General features: G+C 62.5%; 19 protein-coding genes and 1 pseudogene. 4 read left to right on the top strand and 16 right to left on the bottom strand.

Features of this window, described 5'->3' with window-relative positions:
• Positions 1-86 precede the first annotated feature (86 nt).
• The 4 genes from AC1Q6I_RS08835 to AC1Q6I_RS08820 form a co-directional block, all read right to left on the bottom strand.
• Positions 87-569, bottom strand: a complete 483-nt coding sequence (locus AC1Q6I_RS08835) for a GNAT family N-acetyltransferase (protein ID WP_024073533.1) — start codon at positions 567-569, stop codon at positions 87-89.
• Between the two features lie 3 nt (positions 570-572).
• The gene (locus tag AC1Q6I_RS08830) at positions 573-1,475 is read right to left on the bottom strand and encodes a chemotaxis protein CheV (protein ID WP_024073534.1); all 903 of its coding nucleotides are present in this window, start codon (positions 1,473-1,475) and stop codon (positions 573-575) included.
• Between the two features lie 307 nt (positions 1,476-1,782).
• Complete coding sequence (locus AC1Q6I_RS08825) at positions 1,783-2,757, bottom strand: 2-hydroxyacid dehydrogenase (protein WP_024073535.1); 975 nt, start codon at positions 2,755-2,757, stop codon at positions 1,783-1,785.
• Between the two features lie 371 nt (positions 2,758-3,128).
• Complete coding sequence (locus tag AC1Q6I_RS08820) at positions 3,129-4,097, bottom strand: LysR family transcriptional regulator (RefSeq protein ID WP_024073536.1); 969 nt, start codon at positions 4,095-4,097, stop codon at positions 3,129-3,131.
• A 183-nt stretch (positions 4,098-4,280) separates the two neighbouring features.
• Between AC1Q6I_RS08820 and AC1Q6I_RS08815 the strand changes: the two genes are divergently transcribed.
• From AC1Q6I_RS08815 to AC1Q6I_RS08800, 4 genes are read left to right on the top strand one after another with little or no spacing between them, the layout of a single operon-like run.
• The gene (locus tag AC1Q6I_RS08815; protein ID WP_024073537.1) at positions 4,281-5,816 is read left to right on the top strand and encodes an efflux transporter outer membrane subunit; all 1,536 of its coding nucleotides are present in this window, start codon (positions 4,281-4,283) and stop codon (positions 5,814-5,816) included.
• Positions 5,817-5,826: 10 nt separating this feature from the next.
• Positions 5,827-8,004 carry an FUSC family protein gene (locus tag AC1Q6I_RS08810; RefSeq protein WP_024073538.1) on the top strand — a complete coding sequence of 726 codons (2,178 nt, stop codon included), beginning with the start codon at positions 5,827-5,829 and terminating at the stop codon, positions 8,002-8,004.
• Positions 7,994-8,194 (top strand): DUF1656 domain-containing protein, encoded by a 201-nt coding sequence (locus tag AC1Q6I_RS08805; protein WP_010565658.1) that lies wholly within the window; start codon positions 7,994-7,996, stop codon positions 8,192-8,194. The genes AC1Q6I_RS08810 and AC1Q6I_RS08805 overlap by 11 nt, the downstream gene beginning before the upstream one ends.
• Positions 8,195-8,204: 10 nt before the next feature.
• Positions 8,205-9,065: an efflux RND transporter periplasmic adaptor subunit gene (locus AC1Q6I_RS08800; RefSeq protein WP_024073539.1), complete on the top strand. Its 861-nt coding sequence runs from the start codon at positions 8,205-8,207 to the stop codon at positions 9,063-9,065.
• A 34-nt stretch (positions 9,066-9,099) separates the two neighbouring features.
• On the opposite strand, the gene AC1Q6I_RS08795 is transcribed toward AC1Q6I_RS08800, so the two are convergent.
• The 12 genes and pseudogenes from AC1Q6I_RS08795 to AC1Q6I_RS08740 form a co-directional block, all read right to left on the bottom strand.
• A complete protein-coding gene (locus AC1Q6I_RS08795; RefSeq protein WP_024073540.1) occupies positions 9,100-10,002 on the bottom strand; it encodes an HlyD family secretion protein in 903 nt (300 codons plus the stop codon).
• Positions 9,999-10,649: pseudogene (locus AC1Q6I_RS08790) on the bottom strand (ABC transporter ATP-binding protein); the annotation flags it as partial. The pseudogene AC1Q6I_RS08790 and the gene AC1Q6I_RS08795, both read right to left, overlap by 4 nt.
• Before the next feature lie 109 nt (positions 10,650-10,758).
• Entirely contained in the window at positions 10,759-11,889 is a 1,131-nt protein-coding gene (locus AC1Q6I_RS08785) for an ABC transporter permease (RefSeq protein ID WP_024073542.1), read from the bottom strand.
• The gene (locus AC1Q6I_RS08780; protein WP_256581277.1) at positions 11,889-13,235 is read right to left on the bottom strand and encodes an efflux transporter outer membrane subunit; all 1,347 of its coding nucleotides are present in this window, start codon (positions 13,233-13,235) and stop codon (positions 11,889-11,891) included. The genes AC1Q6I_RS08785 and AC1Q6I_RS08780 overlap by 1 nt, the downstream gene beginning before the upstream one ends.
• A gap of 306 nt (positions 13,236-13,541) precedes the next feature.
• Complete coding sequence (locus AC1Q6I_RS08775) at positions 13,542-13,943, bottom strand: DUF4440 domain-containing protein (protein ID WP_102625642.1); 402 nt, start codon at positions 13,941-13,943, stop codon at positions 13,542-13,544.
• Positions 13,944-14,756, bottom strand: coding sequence for an SDR family oxidoreductase (locus tag AC1Q6I_RS08770; protein WP_024073545.1), 813 nt, complete (start codon positions 14,754-14,756; stop codon positions 13,944-13,946).
• Positions 14,757-14,770: 14 nt separating this feature from the next.
• Positions 14,771-15,235: a hypothetical protein gene (locus tag AC1Q6I_RS08765; protein ID WP_024073546.1), complete on the bottom strand. Its 465-nt coding sequence runs from the start codon at positions 15,233-15,235 to the stop codon at positions 14,771-14,773.
• Positions 15,236-15,498: 263 nt separating this feature from the next.
• Positions 15,499-16,950 carry a mannose-1-phosphate guanylyltransferase/mannose-6-phosphate isomerase gene (locus tag AC1Q6I_RS08760; protein WP_024073547.1) on the bottom strand — a complete coding sequence of 484 codons (1,452 nt, stop codon included), beginning with the start codon at positions 16,948-16,950 and terminating at the stop codon, positions 15,499-15,501.
• A gap of 220 nt (positions 16,951-17,170) precedes the next feature.
• A complete protein-coding gene (locus tag AC1Q6I_RS08755) occupies positions 17,171-17,827 on the bottom strand; it encodes an alginate O-acetyltransferase AlgF (protein WP_024073549.1) in 657 nt (218 codons plus the stop codon).
• A 16-nt stretch (positions 17,828-17,843) separates the two neighbouring features.
• Positions 17,844-19,028, bottom strand: coding sequence for an alginate O-acetyltransferase (locus AC1Q6I_RS08750; protein WP_024073550.1), 1,185 nt, complete (start codon positions 19,026-19,028; stop codon positions 17,844-17,846).
• A gap of 11 nt (positions 19,029-19,039) precedes the next feature.
• Positions 19,040-20,572: an MBOAT family O-acyltransferase gene (locus tag AC1Q6I_RS08745; protein WP_024073551.1), complete on the bottom strand. Its 1,533-nt coding sequence runs from the start codon at positions 20,570-20,572 to the stop codon at positions 19,040-19,042.
• 215 nt (positions 20,573-20,787) lie between these two features.
• Complete coding sequence (locus AC1Q6I_RS08740; RefSeq protein ID WP_102625057.1) at positions 20,788-21,897, bottom strand: mannuronate-specific alginate lyase; 1,110 nt, start codon at positions 21,895-21,897, stop codon at positions 20,788-20,790.
• Positions 21,898-21,900 lie beyond the last annotated feature (3 nt).

The raw sequence follows: 21,900 nt of genomic DNA, 5'->3' as shown, positions 1-21,900 counted from the left end.
GTCAGAAGGCACGCTCGAACGGCGACGGGTTATGACCTCTTTCCACCATTCAATGACTCTGGAAGCAAGTTATGCGCCAGCCTCTGTCAGTCCTCGACGACCACATCCCGCAGTACGAAGACCATGCCCGTACTTTCATACAGCTTGCGCGCGCGCAGGTTGCTTTCCAGTACCTTGAGATCCACATAGGGTTCACCGCGCTGCTTGAACACTTGGAAGGCATGCAGCAACAGGGCCCGGCCCAGCCCTTGGCCCTGGGCGCAAGGGTGAACTGAAAGGTTCTTGATGAAGGCGCTGGTCCAGCATTGGGCCACGCCGAGAACGCCTTCGCCGTTACTGGCGACCAGGCAGAGCGTGGGGTCGAATTCGGCATCGGTAATGAATTGGTGCCGCCAGGTTTCCAGCTGGGCGACGCGGCCACCGCCCTGGGCCTGGGTCATGCGCAATACCGCATGAATGGCCGGGGCCAGGTCGTCGCGATAATGATCCAACACCGTCCCGGCCGGCCATTGCGGCGCGGGCAGGCTGCCGGTGAGGTCGCGGCGCAGCAGTTGGAAATACTCGGCCACCGCCTACAGGCCTTTTTCGGCCACGGCCTTGGCGGCGACGACCAGGCACTTGGTCAGTTCCGGCGAGGAGAATTTGGTCAGCACTGCGTTGGCTCCGGCCAGGCGGGCCTTTTCGCTGTTCATCGCACTGTCCAGGGAGGTGTGCAACAGCACATAGAGGTCCTGGAAGTCCGGGGTTTCGCGCAACGTGCGGGTGAGGGCGTAGCCGTCCATCTCGGACATCTCGATGTCCGAGACCACCACATTGATCTGTTCGACCGTGCCTTGCAGCTCCAGCAACACGTCGATGGCTTCCTTGGCACTGCGTGCGGTATGGCAGGTCAGGCCGAGGTTGCGCAGGGTGTGCACCGATTGTTGCAATGCCACTTGGCTGTCATCGACCACCAGAATCCGCGCGTTACCGAGCACTTCGGCCTCTTCCATGGTCAAGTCGGTCGGTGCCACTTCAATCGGCGCCGGCGCGATGGCGTGGATGACTTTTTCGATGTCCAGCACCTGCACCAGCCCGCCTTCCACCTGCGTGACCCCGGTGATAAACGAGCGGTTGCCGCCCGAACCGTAGGGTGGCGGGCGGATATCGGTGGTCAGGCAATGCACGATCTTGCTTACCGCCTGCACATGCAGGCCCTGTTTGGAACGGCTGACGTCTGTGACGATCAGGCAACCACCGTCCGGGTCGGCCAGGGGCATTTCCCCCAGGGCACGGCTCAGGTCGATCACCGACAGCGAGGCCCCGCGCAAGGTGGCGATACCCTTCACATGGGGGTGGGACTCCGGCAGCTTGGTCAGCGGCGGGCAGGGGATGATTTCACTGACTTTCAGCAGGTTGATAGCCATCAGCTTGCCGCTACGCAAGGTAAAGAGCAGAAGCGAGAGTGAGTCTGCGCGGGCTTTAGTGGTGGACATAAAAACCTTCTGTGAATCAAGGATGACGAACTTCTATTGAGGGTTATCGACTTGGGCGGGCCAGGCTTTAACCGGATTTTGTGCTGGGGTGAATCCATGTGGGCGGATCAACCCTAAAGTCAGTCAGTCAAGCGTACATTGCTTTCTCTTTTGTAGGAGCGAGCTTGCTCGCGAAAAACCTCAACGATAACGCGTGCTTCCTGAATGAACGCGGCGCCTGTGAGTTTTTCGCGAGCAAGCTCGCTCCTACAAAAAAAGCCTTAACTGACTGGCGTTAGGTAAGCCCCCCGCCCACATCGGATTCCTGTCAGCCTTTCCAGACGTGTGGGTTAACCAGGTCCTGCGGGCGTTGGCCCAGCAGGGCCGCGCGCAGGTTGTCCAGCGCGCGGTTGGCCATGGCTTCGCGGGTTTCGTCGGTGGCCGAGCCGATATGCGGCAGGGTCACCGCGTTGCTCAGTTGAAACAGCGGCGATTCGCTCAGCGGTTCTTTCTCGTACACATCCAGGCCGGCGCCGCGAATGGTGTGGTTTTGCAGGGCCTGGATCAGTGCCGGTTCATCCACCACCGGGCCACGGGAAATGTTGATCAGGATGGCGCTGGATTTCATCAGCCCCAGTTCGCGGGTGCTGATCAGGTGACGGGTCTTGTCGCTCAACGGCACGACCAGGCAGACGAAATCCGCCTCGGCCAGCAATTGGTCCAGGCTGCGAAACTGTGCGCCCAGTTCCTGTTCCAACGCGGTCTTGCGGCTGTTGCCGCTGTACAGGATCGGCATGTTGAACCCCAGGCGCCCGCGACGGGCCACGGCCGCGCCGATATTGCCCATGCCGACGATACCGAGGGTCTTGCCATGCACATCGCAGCCAAACAGCGGTGCGCCAACACTGGCTTTCCACTGGCCGGCCTTGGTCCACGCATCCAGTTCGGCCACGCGGCGCGCGCTGCTCATCAACAGGGCGAAGGCCAGGTCGGCGGTGCTTTCGGTAAGTACGTCAGGGGTGTTGGTGAGCATGATCCCGCGCTCGTTGAAGTACGGCACGTCATAGTTGTCGTAGCCCACCGACACGCTGGAGACCACTTCCAGCCTGCTCGCCCCTTCGAGCTGTTCGCGGCCCAGCTTGCGGCCCACGCCGATCAGGCCATGGGCATGGGGCAGGGCTTCGTTGAACTGTGCATTGATGTCACCCAGCTTGGGGTTGGGCGCGATCACCTCGAAATCCTGTTGCAGGCGTTCGATCATGGGCGGGGTGATACGGCTGAAGGCGAGGACAGTCTTTTTCATTGCAGGCGGGCTCATCGACTACGGAAGAATGCCAAGCACGCTAACATTCCTGGTTACGATTGTCAGGACATGCACCGCTGTGGGAGATCCCGCTGAATCTCCGACTCAGCGCTGCCGCACAGCAACGCCTGTGGCGAGCGGGCTGTTGTGGCAAGCCCTAATGCCGTTCAGTTAAGGCTTTTTTGTAGGAGCGAGCTTGCTCGCGAAGAACTCACAGGCGCCGCGTTGATTCAGGAAACACGCGTGATCGTTGACGTTTTTCGCGAGCAAGCTCGCTCCTACAGAAGGCGATGTACGCTTAACTGAACGGCATTATGGCAAACCCGCTCGCCACAACAGCCCGCTCACTACACAAGTGGGGTCGTTTAATATCAGTTCGCCATCCGCACGCTGCCCAGGCTGCCGCTCACCTCATACGCCACCAGTTCCGCCTGGTGCGCCGCCAGAATCTCCGGCAGCGAGCCGCGCAGGTATTCCACCCACGTCTTGATCTTCGCATCCAGGTACTGGCGCGACGGGTAGATGGCGTACAGGTTCAATTCCTGGGACCGGTAGTTGGGCATGACCCGCACCAGCGTGCCGTTGCGCAAGCCTTCGATGGCGGCGTACACCGGCAGCAGGCCGACGCCCATGCCGCTGGTGATCGCGGTTTTCATCGCGTCGGCCGAGTTCACCAGGAACGGCGAGGTGTTGATCGCTACGCTTTCCTGGCCTTCGGGGCCGTTGAAGGTCCATTTGTCCAGTTGGATCACCGGGCTGACCAGGCGCAGGCACGCGTGGTTGAGCAAGTCATGGGGGCGTTGCGCGCAGCCCTTGGCCTTGACGTAATCCGGCGAGGCACAGGCGATGCTGTAGGTAATGCCCAGGCGCTGGGACACGAAACCCGAATCCGGCAGCTCGCTGGCCAGCACGATGGACACGTCGTAGCCCTCGTCGAGCAGGTCTGGCACGCGGTTGGCCAGGGTCAGGTCGAAGGTCACGTCGGGATGAGTCCGGCGGTAGCGCGCAATCGCATCGATGACGAAATGCTGGCCGATACCGGTCATGGTATGCACTTTCAACTGCCCGGCCGGGCGTGCATGGGCGTCACTGGCCTCGGCCTCGGCTTCCTCGACATAGGCCAGGATCTGTTCGCAGCGCAGCAAATAACGTTTGCCGGCTTCTGTCAGTGCGATGCGTCGGGTGGTGCGGTTGAGCAAGCGGGTTTGCAGATGGGCCTCCAGGTTGGAGACTGCGCGCGAGACGTTGGCAGTGGTGGTGTCCAGTTGGGCGGCGGCGGCGGTGAAGCTGCCGGCTTCGGCCACGCAACTGAAAGCGCGCATGTTTTGCAAAGTGTCCATGGAGTGTTCTCAGGGGAGATAACAAATTGTGACAGAAAGTTACGCCGTCCAGTGATCCCTACCAACGGATTATCGCCTGAACGGTAACAAAGATTCACAGGAATACCAGCTTATCGCCATTCCCCTGGCCGCCTAGAATTGCGCCACCTTCCCCGCAACACCCACCTCAGGAATTCGTTCGCCGTGCCGCGTCGCATCAGCAGAGAGCTGAAGACTCTCATTTACAGGGAGCTGAAGGCTCTCAGTGTTTGCGCCTTATCGTTAGCAATCAGCGGCTGCATCGGAACCGGAGGAATCGCCCCCCAAGGCCAGGCCCTCGACGCCAATCAATTGGCCACCGACGAGGCGATCCAGAGCGCCGCCCGCGACGCCCACTGGCCCACCGCCCAATGGTGGCAAGCCTACGGCGACCCGCAATTGAACCGCTGGGTCGACCTCGCTACGCGTGACAGCCCAAGCATGGCCATCGCCGCTGCTCGGGTGCGCGAAGCGCGGGCCATGGCCGGGATTGCCGAGTCGGCCGAGTCGTTGCAGATCAACAGTGACACCACCCTCAAACGCCACAACTGGCCGAACGATCAGTTCTACGGCCCGGGTGCATTGAGCGGTTCCAACACCTGGGACAACAATACGTCCCTGGGCTTCAGCTATGCACTCGACCTGTGGGGCCGTGAAAGCAATGCCACCGAACGTGCCGTCGACCTGGCGCACATGAGCGCGGCGGAAGCCCGCCAGGCTCAGCTGGAATTGCAGAACAACGTGGTACGCGCCTATATCCAGCTGTCGTTGCACTACGCCAACCGCGATATCGTCGCGGCGACGTTGGCCCAGCAACAGCAGATTCTCGACCTGGCCAATAAGCGCCTGAACGCCGGGATCGGCACCCATTTCGATGTCAGCCAGGCCGAAACCCCGCTGCCGGAAACCCACCGTCAATTGGATGCGCTGGACGAAGAAATCGCCCTGAGCCGTAACCAGTTGGCCGCGTTGGCGGGCAAGGGGCCGGGGGAGGGCGCGCAGTTGCAACGCCCCACGTTGTCCCTTGCGGCACCCCTGAAGTTGCCATCGAGCCTGCCGGTGCAACTGCTTGGCCAGCGTCCCGACGTGGTCGCCAGCCGTTGGCAGGTCGCGGCGCAAGCCCGTGGCATCGATGTGGCGCATGCCGGTTTCTATCCCAATGTCGACCTGGTCGGCAGCCTCGGCTACATGGCCACCGGCGGTGGCCTGCTGGGCTTTCTCGCCGGCAAGAAATTCAATTACAACGTCGGCCCGGCGATCACCTTGCCCATTTTCGATGGCGGCCGCCTGCGGGCAGAGTTGGGCGAGGCCAGCGCCGGCTATGACATTGCCGTGGCGCGCTACAACCAGACCCTGGTCAATGCGCTCAAGGGCATCAGCGACCAGTTGATCCGCCGCGAATCCATGGACAAGCAGGCGGGTTTTGCCGCGCAGTCGGTGGCCTCGGCGCAGAAAACCTACGACATCGCGATGATCGCCTACCAGCGTGGCCTTACCGACTACCTCAATGTGCTGAACGCCCAGACCCTGTTGTTCCGCCAGCAGCAAGTCGAGCAGCAAGTGCAGGCGGCCCGCTTGAGCGCGCATGCCGAACTGGTGACCGCCCTGGGCGGCGGCGTCAGAGCCGGCGACGACGTTCCGCAGGACACCAGGACCCTCCCGAGCAAAACCCCTGCGGCGCTTGCCGTGTTTGATCACTGAGTAGGCGTTCATGACTCCCTTGCCTGCACCGCTGCGCTGGTTGCACTCCCTTGAGTGGCGCCGTGGCTTTTTCGACTGGGCACGCAGTGATGGCGTGACTTGGGTGTACATCTTCAAGGTGCTGATCGCTGCCTTCCTCACGCTGTGGCTGGCCATGCGTCTGGAACTGCCGCAACCGCGCACCGCGATGATCACCGTGTTTATCGTGATGCAACCGCAGAGCGGGCAGGTGTTCGCCAAGAGCTTCTATCGTTTCCTCGGCACCCTCGCGGGGTCGGCGGTGATGGTGTTGTTGATTGCGTTGTTTGCGCAGAACACCGAGTTGTTCCTGGGGGCGCTGGCGATCTGGGTCGGCATTTGCACCGCTGGCGCGACACGCAATCGCAACTTTCGCGCCTACGGGTTTGTGCTCGCGGGCTATACAGCGGCGATGGTCGGCTTGCCGGCCCTGGCCCATCCCGATGGCGCCTTTATGGCGGCGGTATGGCGGGTGTTGGAAATCTCCTTGGGGATTCTCTGTTCCACGCTGGTCAGCGCCGCGATCCTGCCGCAGACCTCCAGCGCCGCGATGCGCAATGCGTTGTACCAACGCTTCGGCGTGTTCGCGCTGTTCGTCACCGATGGCCTGCGCGGGCGCAGCCAGCGTGAAGGGTTCGAGGCCGCCAATGTGCGCTTTATCGCCGAAGCCGTGGGCCTGGAAGGGTTGCGCAGCCTCACCGTATTCGAAGACCCGCACATGCGTCGACGCAACGGCCGGCTCAGTCGTCTCAACAGCGAGTTCATGAGCATCACCACGCGCTTCAATGCCTTGCACCAGTTGCTCGAACGCCTGCGCGCCGACGCTGCCGATCACGTTGTCGCGGCGATCAAGCCGGGGTTGCAGGACCTTGCCGAAGTGCTCGACGGTTTCTCCGGGCGTGCCCTGACCAGCCCCGACGCCGCGCGCCTGGTCAACCAGCTGAGCGCCTACAAGGATGGCCTGCCCGCCAAGGTGCGCAGCCTGCGCGCGATCTTCCAGGAGGGGCACCCGAGCGAGGCCGAGCAGCTGGATTTCCACACCGCCTACGAGCTGCTCTACCGCTTTGTCGACGACCTGCACAACTACGCGCAGACCCACGCCTCCCTGGCCGACCACAGCCATGCGCGCGAACAGTGGGACGAAACCTTCAGCCCGAAAACCAACTGGCTGGCCTGCGCCGCCTCGGGCATTCGCGCATCGTTCATCCTGATCGTGCTCGGCAGTTACTGGGTTGCCACCGCCTGGCCCAGCGGCGCCACCATGACCATGATCGCCGCCGCCACCGTCGGCCTGTCCGCCGCCACGCCCAACCCCAAGCGCATGGCGTTCCAGATGGCCTGCGGCACGTTCATCGGCGCGCTGGTCGGCTTTGTCGAAATGTTCTTCGTGTTCCCCTGGATCGATGGCTTCCCGTTGCTGTGCGTGATGCTCGCGCCGGTGATCATCCTCGGCGCCTTCCTCGCTTCACGTCCGCAATACGCCGGGGTGGGCGTGGGCCTGCTGATCTTTTTCAGCACCGGTTCGGTGCCGGATAACCTCACGGTCTACAACCCCTACAGCTTTATCAATGACTACATCGCCATGATCCTCGGCATGCTGGTGTGCGCGGCGGCGGGGGCGATCATCCTGCCGCCCAACAGCCGCTGGCTGTGGCGCCGCCTGGAGCAGGACCTGCGCGAGCAAGTGGTGTATGCGATCAGCGGCAAGCTCAAGGGCCTGGCGTCGAGTTTCGAAAGCCGTACCCGCGACCTGCTTCACCAGGCCTACGGCCTCGCCGTCGGCCAGCCGCAGGTGCAGCGCGATTTGCTGCGCTGGATGTTCGTGGTGCTGGAAGTCGGCCACGCGATCATCGAGTTGCGCAAGGAACAGGCGATCCTGCCGGTGCACCCGGCCTATGCCGAATCCCAGCCGTGGCGCCAGGCGATCCGGGTAATGGGGCGCTCGCTGGTGCGACTGTTCCTGCAACCCAGCGCGAGCAACCTGGAGCGCGGGCTGATTGCCGTCGACCACGCGATCAGCCGTGTACAGGCCACCGACGAACCCTTCGCCCCGCACTTCGACACATCTGCCCTGCGCCGGGTGAAGAGCTACCTGCACTTTATCCGCACCTCGTTGCTGGACCCGCAATCGCCGTTGGCGGCCCTCAAAGGATCCCCGCATGCCTCGTGAAATCGCCTTCCACGGCGTCTATATGCCGACCATGACCCTGATGTTCTTGATCGCGGCGGGCCTGGCCTGGGCGCTTGATCGCTTCCTGGCCGGGTTCGACCTGTACCGTTTTTTCTGGCACCCGGCGTTGCTGCGCCTGAGCCTGTTCGTTTGCCTGTTCGGCGCCCTGGCGCTGACCGTCTACCGTTGAGAATGCCCCGATGAAAAAGTTTTTCAGCCTGCTTGCGACCTTGCTGGTACTGGCTTTGGCAATCTGGATTGGCCGCACGCTGTGGGTGCATTACATGGAGACACCCTGGACCCGCGACGGCCGTGTGCGCGCCGACATCATCAACGTCGCGGCCGACGTCACCGGCGAAGTGGTCGACGTGCCGGTGCGCGACAACCAGTTGGTGAAAAAGGGCGACCTGCTGATGCAGATCGACCCCGAGCACTACCGCATCGCCGTCAAGCAGGCGCAGTCCCTGGTGGCGTCCCGCAAAGCCACCTGGGAAATGCGCAAGGTCAACGCTCACCGCCGTGCCGACCTCGACGCTCTGGTGATCTCCAAGGAAAACCGCGACGACGCCAGCAACATCGCCGACTCAGCCCTGGCCGACTACCAGCATGCGCTGGCGCAACTGGAAGCCGCCGAACTGAACTTGAAGCGCACGCAAGTGGTGGCGGCCGTCGACGGTTACGTCACCAACCTCAATGTGCATCGCGGCGACTACGCGCGCATCGGCGAAGCGAAGATGGCCGTGGTCGATATGAATTCGTTCTGGGTCTACGGCTTCTTCGAAGAAACCAAGCTGCCCCACGTGAAAGTCGGTGACAAAGCCGATATGCAACTGATGAGCGGCGAGACGTTGAAGGGCCACGTAGAAAGCATCTCGCGCGGCATCTACGACCGCGACAACCCGGAGAGTCGCGAGTTGATCGCCGATGTGAACCCGACCTTCAACTGGGTGCGCCTGGCCCAGCGCGTGCCGGTGCGGATTCATATCGATGAAGTGCCCGAAGGCGTGTTGTTGGCGGCGGGGATCACCTGCACGGTGATTGTCGACCCTCTCCAGCACTGAACATCTGCCGGGGTTGCCGGGTCGTGACCATGACCTACGGCCCAAACCGTACCAGCATGCGCTGCCCCACCCGCAGCGACTGCGGCGCCGGCTGATCGAATGCCAATATGCATTCAACCGTACGTGTATTGGCCCTGACCAAGGCGTCGTCTTCCAGGGTGCTGTTGCCCAGTACCGCGCTGATCCGCACCACATGGGCGGACAGCACAACGGAGCCTGCGGCGCTGTCATCGGTGACTTCGGCCTTCATCCCGGGGAGCACCACGCCGGTGAAGGACTCATTGAGCTCGGCCCTGACGATACGCGCCTGGTTCGGCAGCAACACGAAGGCCGGCCCGGACTGTGCGGAGACCGCGGCGCCGGGTTGAATCAGGCGACGAACCACTTCGGCGTCGACCGGCGCACGCAGACTGTGTTTCGCCAGTTCGTAGCGTGCTGCAGTCAGCTTGTTCGCCGCGACTTCAGCGTCTGTCTGGGTCTTTTCAATCTCGTCGCGCAAGCGCTCGGCGGCCTCGTGGGCCTCATCGGCACTCTGGCTGTCGCCGGCGCCTGCCTTGGCGGCGGCGGTCAGGCGGCTGGCCTGCTGCTCGGCAAACTTAAGCTGCCTTGCCAACTGTTTGGCTTGAGTCTGCACCTGTCGTTGCTCGGTCAGCGCGGCGCTGACCGCCAGCTGTGCCAGTTCGCTGTCCAACGTGGCGAGCAATTGGCCTTTCTTGACCTGCTCGCCCTCCGCCACCTTGATCTCGGCGACCACGCCGTCGCGGCTCACGCCGAGCTTGAGCAAACCGCCTTCCACATCGATACGGCCGCGAGCGACGGCCAGGTAGGCGGGGGCCGATGACGTCGGCTGAGGGGGCGCATCTTCACGGGAGCAGGCGCTCAGCAATACAAGTGCGGTATTCAGAAGCAGCCAAGAGCGAAGCGAACGCGCGTTCATACAGAATGTTCCTGGGTACCGACCGTAGCGGCCGGTGGGAAGGGAAGGGATTGATCGTTCAAAATGCGGCCGTCCTCGATGGTCAACACGCGGTCGGAGTTACTGATCAGGCGCGGATCGTGGCTGACGCACAGCACCGTGGTCCCGCGTGTGCGAGCGATGCGGTGCAAAATATCGATCACGATTTGGCCGTTGGCCGCATCGAGGGCGCTGGTCGGTTCGTCGGCGAACAACAACTCGGGGGCCTTCGCCACGGCGCGTGCAATGGCTACGCGCTGCTTTTCGCCGCCGGACAATTCGGCCGGGCGCAGTTTCATGCGCGGGCCCAGCCCGACATCCTCCAGCGCCTCGATGGCGCGTGCTCGGACTTCCGTGCTCGGCAGCCCCAGGTAGCTCAAGGGCAGTTCGACCTGTTGCTGCGCCGTCAAGGCTGGAAACAGGTTGAACCCCTGGAATATGAAGCCGGTGTGCCGCAGGCGAAAATACTCCAGGGCCCGCGTGTCGAGGCTTGAAAGGTCGTGCCCCAGGGCCGATGCGCTGCCACGGTCGGGCTGCTGCAAGCCGCTGAGAATCGCCAGTAGCGTGCTTTTGCCACAACCGGACGGACCTGAGATCAGGGTCAGCTCGCCGGGTCGTATCGCCAAGCTAATGTCATGCAGCACTGGGGTTACGACCCGCCCCGAGGTGAATGATTTACTGATATTGCTGGCTTGCAGGGTGAAGGGTGGGGCGCATGTCAGGAGGCTCATGGCAGTGCTATCTCAGAAGGCTGGCCGGGTCGGCATGGCGTAAGGTGCGGATGGCCGCCAGGCCCGACACAAGTGCCAGGAGCATGCTCAGGAACAGGCAGGCTACGGCCGCGACGGGCGAGAGCTGCACCGGCACGTTGTAGTGCGCCGCCAGGGCGAAGAACAGGCCGGCGAGCACCGAACTGCCCAGCAGCCCCAGTGCCCCGACCCAGAAAGCCTGCTCCATGACCACTTTGCGCAGGGCGTTCACGCCGACGCCAAGGGCGTTCAAGGTGGCGTACTCGCGGATGGAACCCACGACGGCGGCGACCAGCGTCTGGCTGGTGATGACCGCGCCCACCAGGAACACAATCGCGGCCAGAAACAGCACGCCGGCCCCGGCACCGGTGTCGAACATCCAATACATCTGCGAGCGTTGGGCGAACTGTTTTGCGGTCCATACCGCGTAGTTGCCGAACGCGCGGCCGTCGCTCAGGCGCGCGGCAACAGCGCCTGCCTGAGCGGGATCGCGCACTTTGGCCACCAGGTAGGTAATGCGGTCCGCTGCCGTGGTGGTGTCGAGCTGTCGGGCAGTGGCCAGCGACGCCAGCACGTTGACCCCGCCCAGCGCGCGCAGGCCGCTGGTGACGCCCACCACGCGCACACGTTGCCCGTTGATGGTCGCGGCGTCCCCCAGGTTCACGCCGAGGGTGCTCAGGTCGGCGCGGTCAACGATCACCGCGCCGGGCTCGGCCAGGCGGGCGCGCAGTGCCGTCGGCAGGGCGCGCGCAAACATCAGGCCGTCTGGCCCGGCGTCGATGCCGCTGACAAACACCGACACGCCACCGGTATCTCGCGCACCGCGCCAATCGGCGTCGACCCAGCGAAACGACTCGACGCGCAGTACGTCGGCGTCCATGCGCAGGCGCATTTCCACGCCCGCATCGATCGGTCTCCCGAGGTTGACGCTTTGCGTGCCGGGGTAACCGACCCAGAGGTCAGCCGTAGAGCCGGTGATATAGACGCTGGCACTGCCGAAAATACCCAGCACCAGCGCGGCCTGGAGCAACTGCAGCAACCCCGCGAAGCCCACGGCAATCATCGCGGGCAGGAAGCGCCGCCATTCGTGGACCAGTGTCAGACGGGCAAGCGCCACCATCAGTCAGCATCCTTCAAGGTCGGGTTCGGTAACGGCGCGCCGCCCAGGGCTTTATAAAGCGCGATGTAGGCGATGTCCCGTTCGGTGCTTGCGCTGTCGGCCTGTTGCATGGTTTGGAGCGCCTGCACGTTGGCGGTCGTCAGCTCCAGTGGGCTCATGAGCCCCAGGCGTGCCCGGTGTTGCAAGGCCTCCAGGTGGGTCTGTGTCGCCCTCTGGGCCTGGCGCGAGGCGTGCTCGCGCAGGCGCGTTTGTTCGAGGTCACTCAGGGCGATTTCGGCTTCGGCGACGCCTTGCAACACCGCCTGGCGATAAGCCAGAACCGCGGCCTGCAACAGGTGGCCTTTGGCGCGCGCGGTGGCTACACGTTGGCCCCAGTCGAACAACGGGATACTGATCCCCGGCCCGGCGGAGAAAATGCTGTTGCCGTTGGGCGTGTGCTTGCGGTTGCTGGCAATGTTCAGCGACCACTGCAATGAGGCGCCCAGGCTGAGGTGCGGGTAGATATCGGCACGGCTCATCCCCAACTCCCCGGCGGCCACGAGCACCTCGGCCTCGGCGTTGGTAATTTCCGGGCGTGTGCGCAGCAGGTCCGCGGGCACGCTGTTGAGTTGCCATTGGCCGAGTGCGGGCTGTGGTCCGGGCTTCAGCCAGCGAGGGTCGGGCCCGGGGCGACCGGCCAACAGCGCCAACTGCTGCACATGGCGTTGGATCTGTTGTTGTGGTGCGCTCAGTTGCCTCTCGGCGCGCGCCAGGTCAGCCTCGGCGTCCGCCACGTCAGCGTGCGGCGCCAGGCCAAGTTGCTCGCGCACACGCAGCAGCGCCAGTTTTTCCTGCTGCGCGTCACGAATGGCCGTCAGCGCGCGTTCGGTTTGTTGCGCCGAACGCAGCTCAACCCACTGCCGGGTGACCTCGGCGACCAGCGACACCTGGACGCTGCGCAAGTCGGCGGCCACCAGCGCCTGGTTACCCTCAGCGATGCGATCCGCGCTCTGCCTGGCCCCGAACAGTGGCAGTTCCCACTGCGCATCGAAGCCGATCAAGAAGTACGAACTGCTGGTGTCCGGGCTTATCGCGTCGTGGGTCTTGATCCCGAGCGAGGGCAGATAGGGGGCTTGAGAATGTTGGCTCAACACACGCGCAGCCCGCAGGCGCTCGACTGCGGCGGCGACGTCGAGGTTGTTTTGCAGTGCCTGATCCACCAGGGTATCGAGTTCAGGATCATTGAATGCCTGCCACCACCGATTGAGGTCGGGCCTGGCCGGCGCCAGAGGGGACGGTGCGTTGCGCCATGCCTCGGGCGCGGGCGGTTTCAACGCGGGCAGAGGCGCGACCGAACAGCCTGTCACCGCAGTTAACCCCAGTGACAGTGTGAGCAGCGTCCGACAGGCGCGCGATGTGTTTGAAGGCTTGATAGGGGTCACCCAAGAGGTACCGGAACGGCTGTGCTGAATCGATGCGGACAGCGATCAACGACAAGCGGGCATGAGGTCTGAGCGCGTTGCGTCAGAAGTCAGCGCGTGACTCTAGCGAGAGTGTCCGTTCAGTTCTGTAGCGAAATTGTATTGACACCCATGAGGGGGGCTCAGGGCGATGGGCTGCGCGCGCAAGCGTGGGGAGCTTACGCACGTATTGGCGGGGTGTTGCCTGTGGGTTCAGGCCTGGCAGTACGTCTCGTGCAAATGACGCCACAACAGCGCGCCGCTGGCCTGTTTCTCGAATACCACCGTGGCCCGGCGATCGGTCTGGGTGCCGCTGTCGTCGATCTGATGTTCGCGGTAACTGACGACGGCGCCGCGTGCATGCCGGTCAATGCCGATCAGTTCGCTCAAGGTGATCTTCAACCCTGGCCGCTGCCCGCCCAGGCGGGTGAACAGGTACTTGACCCCTGCCGCGTTCATGCGTGTGCCGGTGGAGGGCGCAATCATGCTGAACTCCGGCGAGAAGCGCGCGAGCAGCCTCGGCAGGGTGTCTTCAGGCGCCACGCCGGCAAACCATTGTTCGATCTCGACATGGGTCTGGATCACTTCCTCGAAAAAGTCGCTGTAGTCGATCATTTACAAACTCCTATTCAAACCAAAGCGTTTTTTCAACACGGTTTCCAATAATCCTTTGGGCAACAACGCCGCCATCAACGGCAACGCCCGACTGCCATTGCCCGCGCGCAACAGGCGCGGCGGCTGTGGTTGTTGCACGGCCTTGAGCACATCCGCTGCAAACACGCTGGCCGGGGTGGGCTTGTCCTGGGAGGCCTGGCTGCGTGCCCGGATACCCTCGCGCAACGGCCACCACGGCGATTGTTCGTTGATCAACAGCTCAGCCTGGGCCCCGGCGTTTTTTGCAAAGCTTGTATTAATGGCGCCGGGCTGCACTTCCATCACGCGGATGCCAAACGGCGCCAGTTCCATGCGCAATGCATCGCTCAGCGCATGCACCGCCGCCTTGGAGGCGCAGTAGGCGCCAGCGAACGGCGTGACCAATACGCCGGAAACGCTGCCGATATTCACCACCAGGCCTTTGCTGCGGCGCAGGGCCGGGAACAGCGCCTGGGTCACGCCGACGAGGGCAAATACATTGGTCTCGAACTGGCGCTGCATCGCCTCGGTACCGCCGTCGAGCAGCGGGCCCATGGCGCCGTAGCCGGCGTTGTTGACCAGCACATCCAGCTCGCCCAGTTGTTCGGCCAGGCGCTGCAATGCGGCGCTGTCGTTGACGTCGAGTTCGACGGCATTAAAACCCGCGGCGGCGAGGGCGGTGACGTCTTCCGGGCGGCGGGCGCTGGCCCACACGTTGAAGCCGGCGGATTTGAAGGCATCGGCCAGGGCGCGGCCAATACCGCTGGAGCAACCGGTGATCAGTACGTTGGGCATGGATCAGTCCTTTGTCAGTCCGAGAAACTGCCTTGCAGGTGCTCGGCGCGAAATTCCAGGGTTTGCGGGCGATAGCCGGGGCGCAGGGGCGGGGTGGGCAGGCAGTCGTCCCAGGTGGCGCCGGCCTGCAACTCGCCGGGGCCACGATAGCGGGGGGCCGCGTAGACGTTATCGGCCAGGTTGACCGTGTCACCCGGCGCATAGGCGGCGACGCGCCAGCGCAGTTCGGTCAGCGGTACGTCGTTGCCGTTGTTCAGGGTCAGTTTCAGTGGGCGGTCGGCGGGGCATTCCTGCGGGGCGTAGCTGATGCGCAACTCCAGGCGCGCCAGTTGCGAGGCTTCGCGGTTGTCCAGCCAGACCACCCAGACCGCGACAAGGCCCAGGCCGGCAGCGGCGGCAAGCGATACCGGCAGCGCCTTGGCCGGGTAGCGCAGCAGGAGGATCAACCAGGTGATGATCAGGAGAACGCCGAAGAACATGGAGACCACCTCGAATAGGGAACGAGCATCCTAACTTAAGCGTAGGTGGGATTGGCTACCTTGAGTGCTGTGGTGGCCGGGTGGGCCTCATCGGGGGCAAGCCCCCTCCCACCTTTGATCTGTGAATACATTCAAATGTGGGAGGGGGCTTGCCCCCGATGAGGCCCTCACAGCCAGCACAAATCCCAAACAAAAAGCCCCCACCCAACCCACTGCGGATAGGGGACGCAATGGGTTGGGCGAGGGCTTCTTGTACGACTGTTTTACTGCGCGATAGTTTTCACCGACACGCCACGTTCAACCGGCGTCGAGCGACCGTAGATATCTTCAAACCGCTCGATATCGTCTTCGCCCAGATAGCTGCCCGATTGCACTTCGATGATCTCCAGCGGGATCTTGCCCGGGTTGCGCAAGCGGTGCACCGAGGCGATCGGGATGTAGGTGGATTGGTTCTCGGTGAGCAGGAACACGTTCTCGTCACAGGTCACTTCGGCCGTGCCGCTGACCACGATCCAGTGTTCGGCGCGGTGGTGGTGCATCTGCAGCGACAGGCATGCGCCCGGCTTGACCGAGATGTGCTTGACCTGGAAGCGCCCGCCCATGTCCACCGAGTCGTAGGAGCCCCACGGACGGTAGACTTCGCAGTGGTTCTGGGTTTCGCTGCGGCCCTGTTCGTTGAGGGTCGCGACCATCTGCTTGACGCCCTGGACCTTGTCCTTGTGGGCAATCATCATCGCGTCCTTGGTTTCCACTACCACGATGTTGTCCAGGCCGATCACCGATACCAGCTTGCCGTTGCCATGGATCATGCAGTTCTTGCTGTCCTGGATCACGACGTCGCCCTTGGTGACGTTGCCGTTGATGTCTTTATCGTTGACCGCCCACAGCGAGGCCCAGCAACCCACGTCGCTCCAGCCGGCACTCAGCGGTACCACGCAGGCGCGTTGGGTTTTTTCCATCACGGCGTAGTCGATGGAGTTGTCCGGGCAGCAGGCGAAGGTGGCTTCGTCGAAGGTCACGGTATCGGCGGTCTGCTCGCTGCGTTCCAGGGTCAGCACGCAGGTGTCGTAGATGTCCGGATCGTGTTTTTTCAGCTCTTCGAGGAAACGGCTGGCGCGGAACAGGAACATGCCGCTGTTCCAGAAGTAACCGCCGCTTTTGACGAACTCGATGGCGCGTTTTTCATCGGGTTTTTCCACGAACTGTTGCACGCGGCTCACGCCTTCGGGCAGCAGCGAATCGTTGGTGGACTTGATGTAGCCATAGCCGGTTTCCGGGCGGGTCGCCGGCACGCCGAACAGCACCATCTCGCCTCGCTCGGCAGCCACGGTGGCCAGGGCCAGGGCGCGTTGCAGGGCTTTCTGGTCGTCGATCACGTGGTCGGCGGGCAGGACCAGCATCAATTCGTCGCGGCCTTCGTTGACCAGCATCATCGCGGTCAGGGCCACGGCCGGCGCGGTGTTGCGGCCGAAGGGTTCCATCAGGATGCGCTGGCTTTCCAGCTTGCGCGCGCTCAGTTGCTCGTTGACGATGAAACGGTGGTCTTTGTTGCAGACCACGATCGGCGCGTCCATGCCTTCGAATACCAGGCGTTCCAGGGTTTGCTGGAACAGCGTGTGCTCGCCGGTCAGAGCCAGGAATTGTTTCGGGAACTGTTTACGGGAAAGCGGCCAAAGACGTGAGCCGCTACCACCGGAAAGGATTACTGGGATCATGTGTTTCTCCTTGAATCAATTTGGGTCAGAGCTACGAAGGTTTGTCGTTTCACTCTTGTTTTTGTCTCGGTCCGAACTGACGCCTCTGTCCTCTGTAGGAGCGAGCTTGCTCGCGAAGAACTCCCAGACACCGCGTACATCCAGAATTTCCGCGTCATCATTGGCGATTTTCGCGAGCAAGCTCGCTCCAACAGTGGGGGGGCGTCAGTCCGGGAAATAGTTAGCGGGTCGACACAGGGCGTTTCACCCACACTGGCGACAGGCTGCTGCCGGAGCCGGTGACGTACAGCACCGCTGCCTCACCGCGCTCCAACGCAACCGGCTTCACATCGCCGACTTTCTTGTCACCGTCATACAACGCCAGGCTCACCTTCACCGGGTTGATTTCACGCTCGCCACGGCCCTTGGCCGCCACGGACTTGACCACTTCGGTCTTGCCGTCAGCAGTTTTCAGGGTCAGGGCCTTGTCGCTGAGGTTCTGTACGCGCACCAGGGATTTCTGCTTGTTCTTGAACGGCGGTTCTTCGATCAGCTGAGGCTGGCCGCTGCTGTTGTTGACCAGGGTGTAGTAGTGATCGGCGGCGAGCTTGACCGGTACGGTCTGGCTGCCGACCTTGGCGCTGTAGTCGCCGCCGGGCATGAAGCTGAAGTCGCTGCTGGCCAGTGGGGCCACTTCGTTGAGGTTGGTGCTGCCAACTGTCGCGCTGACTTCCTGGTTGGAGGCGTTATAGACGCGCACGAAGCTGGAGCCTTTCGGTGCGACAGGGCCGTACAGGGCGGCGTCACCACCGGCGAAGGCAGACATCGATACAACGCTCATGCCGGCAACCAGTGCCAGGGTCTTGGCGAGACGACGCGGAGTAGTAGTGAAAGTCATGTGAGTTACCTCTCTTTCAGTTTTGCGCCCGGTCGGGCGTCTCGGATTTTTGGTGTTTAACTGGGGTGTTCAGTGCCATGTTTTGTTGGCGCGAACCGGCTTGTTTAAGTTGCGCAACCCACGATGGGTCGGCATCACCGATTTCGTTGTTCACGGGCAGATAACGTTCAGGAAACTCCCAGATCAGCACTTGTGGCGGGCTGTTCTTGAAGTCGTCACTTTTCAGGTAACTGAGCATCGGCAGGATCGGGCCGTGGCCGTCTTCGGCGTAGCTGACCACGTCGCTGCCCAGGGCTTGCTTGAGCGCACCGACGAAGTTCCAGTTGGGGTTGGCGCTGTAGCTGGTGCCCACCAGTGCTACCGGGGTTTCGCTGTCGGTGAACAGCGCGTCGTCGCCCTTGGTTTCGGCCAGGTGCGTCACGCGTTTTTCCAACGGCTCCTTCGGTGGCATCAGGTTTTCGAACAGTGGGTCCAGGGGCAGGAACAGACGCAGGTCGCCTTTATGCGGTTCGGTCTTTTCGGCTTCGGTGACAAAGCGCTGCGGTTCGCCGTTCAGTGGGGTTTTGTCGGCAATGGTTTTAGCCAACTGCTTGGCGGCGATTTCGGCGCCGTCCGGGGTCCAGTGGGTGTCGGTACGCAGGAACACTTGCTTGCCGCCCAGCTTGGCCTGTTGCAGCGGGCCCAGCAGGTCGGGGGCGATGATGTGGTCGGCGGCGACACGGGCGTGGAAGTCCTGGTACAGGTTGGCGTGGATACTCGCCGGTTTCACTTCGCCCAGGTGTTCCGGGTACAGGCGTACCTTGGCCGGAATGATCGCCATCACCAGCTCAATGCCTTGGGCCTTGAGTTTCTGGCGCACGCCCTCGACCAGGGCGTAGTTGCCTTCCAGGTTCTGGTCTTCGTTGACGGCGGGGTTGAACTCCTCGTCGCTGTACAGCCAGTGATCGCGACCCAGCACCACGCCAGGGCGGCCTTCATTGAACAGCTTGTAGTCCAGCGCGGCCCAGAGGTTGGTGCCGATGCGCTTGATCGGGAACTGGTCGTCGTAGTGCGTCTCGACGGCCTTGGTCCAGCGACCGTTGAGCACGGTCGCATCAGCGTTGGTGCTGAAGCCGAAGAAACTGCGCATCGACCAGGCGCCCAGGGCCAGCAGCACCAGCAGGAACAGTGCGATATAGAGGACGCGGAATGAACGGGTCATGGTCGGCTCCCTCAGAATTGGAAGTAAAGGAACGGCGAGAAGCTCTGCGCCGATAGTTTCAGGATCGATGCCACGAACAGCAGCAGCACCGCGGCGCGCATGGCGTAGCGTGGCCAGTCAGCGGTCCAGTAGGCCGGTTGCACAGCGGCGTCTTTACCCACGGTGAAACCAGGCTGGTGGATGCTGCCCGGGTCATCGCCAGGCACGGCCTTGATCAGGCTTGGGTCTGCCGGCTTGGTTTTTTCGGCGGGGCGGTTGGTGTAGAAGTCGCGCAGGCCGAAGAACGCCAGGGTTGCGTACGCCACCACCAGGGTTGCCACTTGCAGGCCCGTGAGGTTGGCGCGGTTGAGTTCCGAGAGCGACCACTCGCCAAAGCTGAACATCGCGCCGTACATACGGCCGGCCACATGCAGGTTTTCGGAGCGGAAGATGACCCAGCCCATCACCACCAGCAGGAAGGTGAAGGCCCAACGGACAACATTGAAACTGCGTGGTGCGGTGTTGAGGCCGATGGCTTTCTCAATCGCCAGCCACATGCCGTGCCAGGCACCCCACACGATGTAGGTGATGTTCGCACCGTGCCACAGGCCACCGAGCAGCATGGTCAGGAACAGGTTGCGGTAAGTGGTCAGCGTGCCTTTGCGGTTGCCGCCCAGGGTGATGTACAGGTAGTCACGCAGCCAGGTCGACAGGCTGATGTGCCAGCGCCGCCAGAACTCGGTGATCGACTGGCTGATGTACGGCTGCTTGAAGTTTTCCATGAAGCGGAAACCCATCATCAAGCCCAGGCCGATGGCCATGTCGCTGTAGCCGGAGAAGTCGAAGTACAGCTGCGCGGTATAGGCCAGCGCGCCAAGCCAGGCGTCGCCGGTGGTGGGGTTTTGCAGGGCAAAGCAATGGTCCGCCACCACCGCCAGGGTGTCGGCGATAAACACCTTCTTGATGAAACCCTGCATGAACCGCGTGCAGCCCTCGGAGAACTTGTCGAGGGTATGGGTGCGGTTATTGAACTGGTCGGCCAGGTCGCGGAAACGCAACACCGGGCCGGCGATCAGGTGCGGGAAGATCGCCACGAACGCCGCAAAGTCGATGAGGTTGCGCGTCGCCGGGGTATCGCCACGGTACACGTCGATGATGTAGCTGATGGACTCGAAGATGTAGAACGAGATCCCGATCGGCAGCAGCACGTGGGTGAGGATGAACGGCTCGAGACCCACCGACTTCATCATCACGTTGATGCTGTCGACACCGAAGTTGGCGTACTTGAAGTAGCCGAGGATGCACAGGTCGACGGCCACGCCAAGCAGCAGCCAACGTTGGGCCGGCTTGGTACGCACGCCGGCTGCACCAACCTTGAGGCCGATCCAGTAGTTCCACAGCGTGACGGCCGCGAACAGCGCCAGGAAGTCCACTCGCCACCAGGCGTAGAACACGTAGCTGGCAATCAGCAGCAGCAGATTGCGATAGCGTTGCCCGCTCAAGTAGTACAAGCCGAGAAAGATCGGCAAGAACAGAAACAGGAACACATTGGACGAGAAAACCATCCCGATCTCTCCATGTTTAACCAACAGTCAAGGGCCAGAGCCCCCCCAAACCCCCCCACGATGTCGGGGGAGGTTGTATTGCAATCTCACTGTCGAAACCGGCGTCAAATGTGGGAGGGGGCTTGCCCCCGATGGTGGTGAGTCAGTCACCGGATGCATCAACTGATACACCGCTATCGGGGGCAAGCCCCCTCCCACATTTTTACCGAGTTCACTCAGGAACCTTTGTTGCCTTTCTCATGTGCTGGGTCGTAGACCTTGGTCAGGTCGCCGCCGAGGCGGAAGGTCTTGAACGGTTGCATCCCGTGCTTGCGTTCGAGTACATCCGGCGCGCAGGTGTAGAGGGTGCAGAAGGGTTCGAGCCAGGCGAATTTCATGTCTTCCTTGAGATCCTTCATGTCCTGTTCCTTGCCGTTCTTCTGTTCGAAGATCTCTGGATCCTTGACCCCGGCCAGCACCTTGTCGCCCAGGCGCTTGAGCGCGCCGTTGTTTTCCTGGCGCAGGTCAACCCCGTTGACCAGGGCAAAACTGGCGATCATCGACAGCGGCGGCAGCGCGTAGTTGTGGTACGACAGGGCGCGTTGCTGACGCTTCAACTCGTTGGGCAAAAAGCCCTGGTCATCGACCTGGTTGACGCCGACCTTGTATTCCTTCACGGCCCAATCAAACAGGTCGCGACGGTTGGTGGCGATGGAGGTTGCCATCACCGACCAGGCGGCCCAGTAGGAGTGGTTGTTGGTTTTTTCCAGCGGCAGGTTGTCCCAGTCGCTGACCACCTGGTCCGCCAGCTTGTTGAACCAGGCTTCGATCAGTTGCGATTCCTGCTGGTGGTTGGCCAGCGGATGCGAGTCGGAGAACTTCAGGCGGACATAGGCCGAGGCCATGCTGCCCAGTGCCCATTTGCGCATGGACTTGCCGGTGTGGTTGAAGTCCTTGGACATCAACGCGTCAGCCTTGGCCCAGCTGGTCAACCAGTTGAGCGTGCATTCCAACTGCTCCGGACGACCGTCGCGCATGAACTGCATCACGCGCTTGCTGGTGTCTTTTTCCAGCTTGGTGATGTCGGCGGTGCTGTCGCGAAAGGCTTTTTCCGACTGCACATTCAGCGTGGAGCGGGCCTTGTCGGAGCCTTCGTACTTGCTGCGAAATTGCAGCGGGCCGGTGTACGGCGTGGGCATGGCATCGCAGTCATTCTTGAAATCGCCGGTCTTGAACGCTTCAATCGGTGCGAAGTAGCCCTGGGGTGGACGCAGTGGCGCGGCGGCGCTGGCCGCGCCGGCGAAGATCGCCAGGCCCAGTAACGATGGAATCAGTAACTTCTGCATAGG

The organism is Pseudomonas sp. MPR-R2A5 (genome assembly GCF_058793055.1).
The sequence above is the reverse complement of the archived record's forward strand: the minus strand, read 5'-3'. Positions and strand labels throughout refer to the sequence as shown.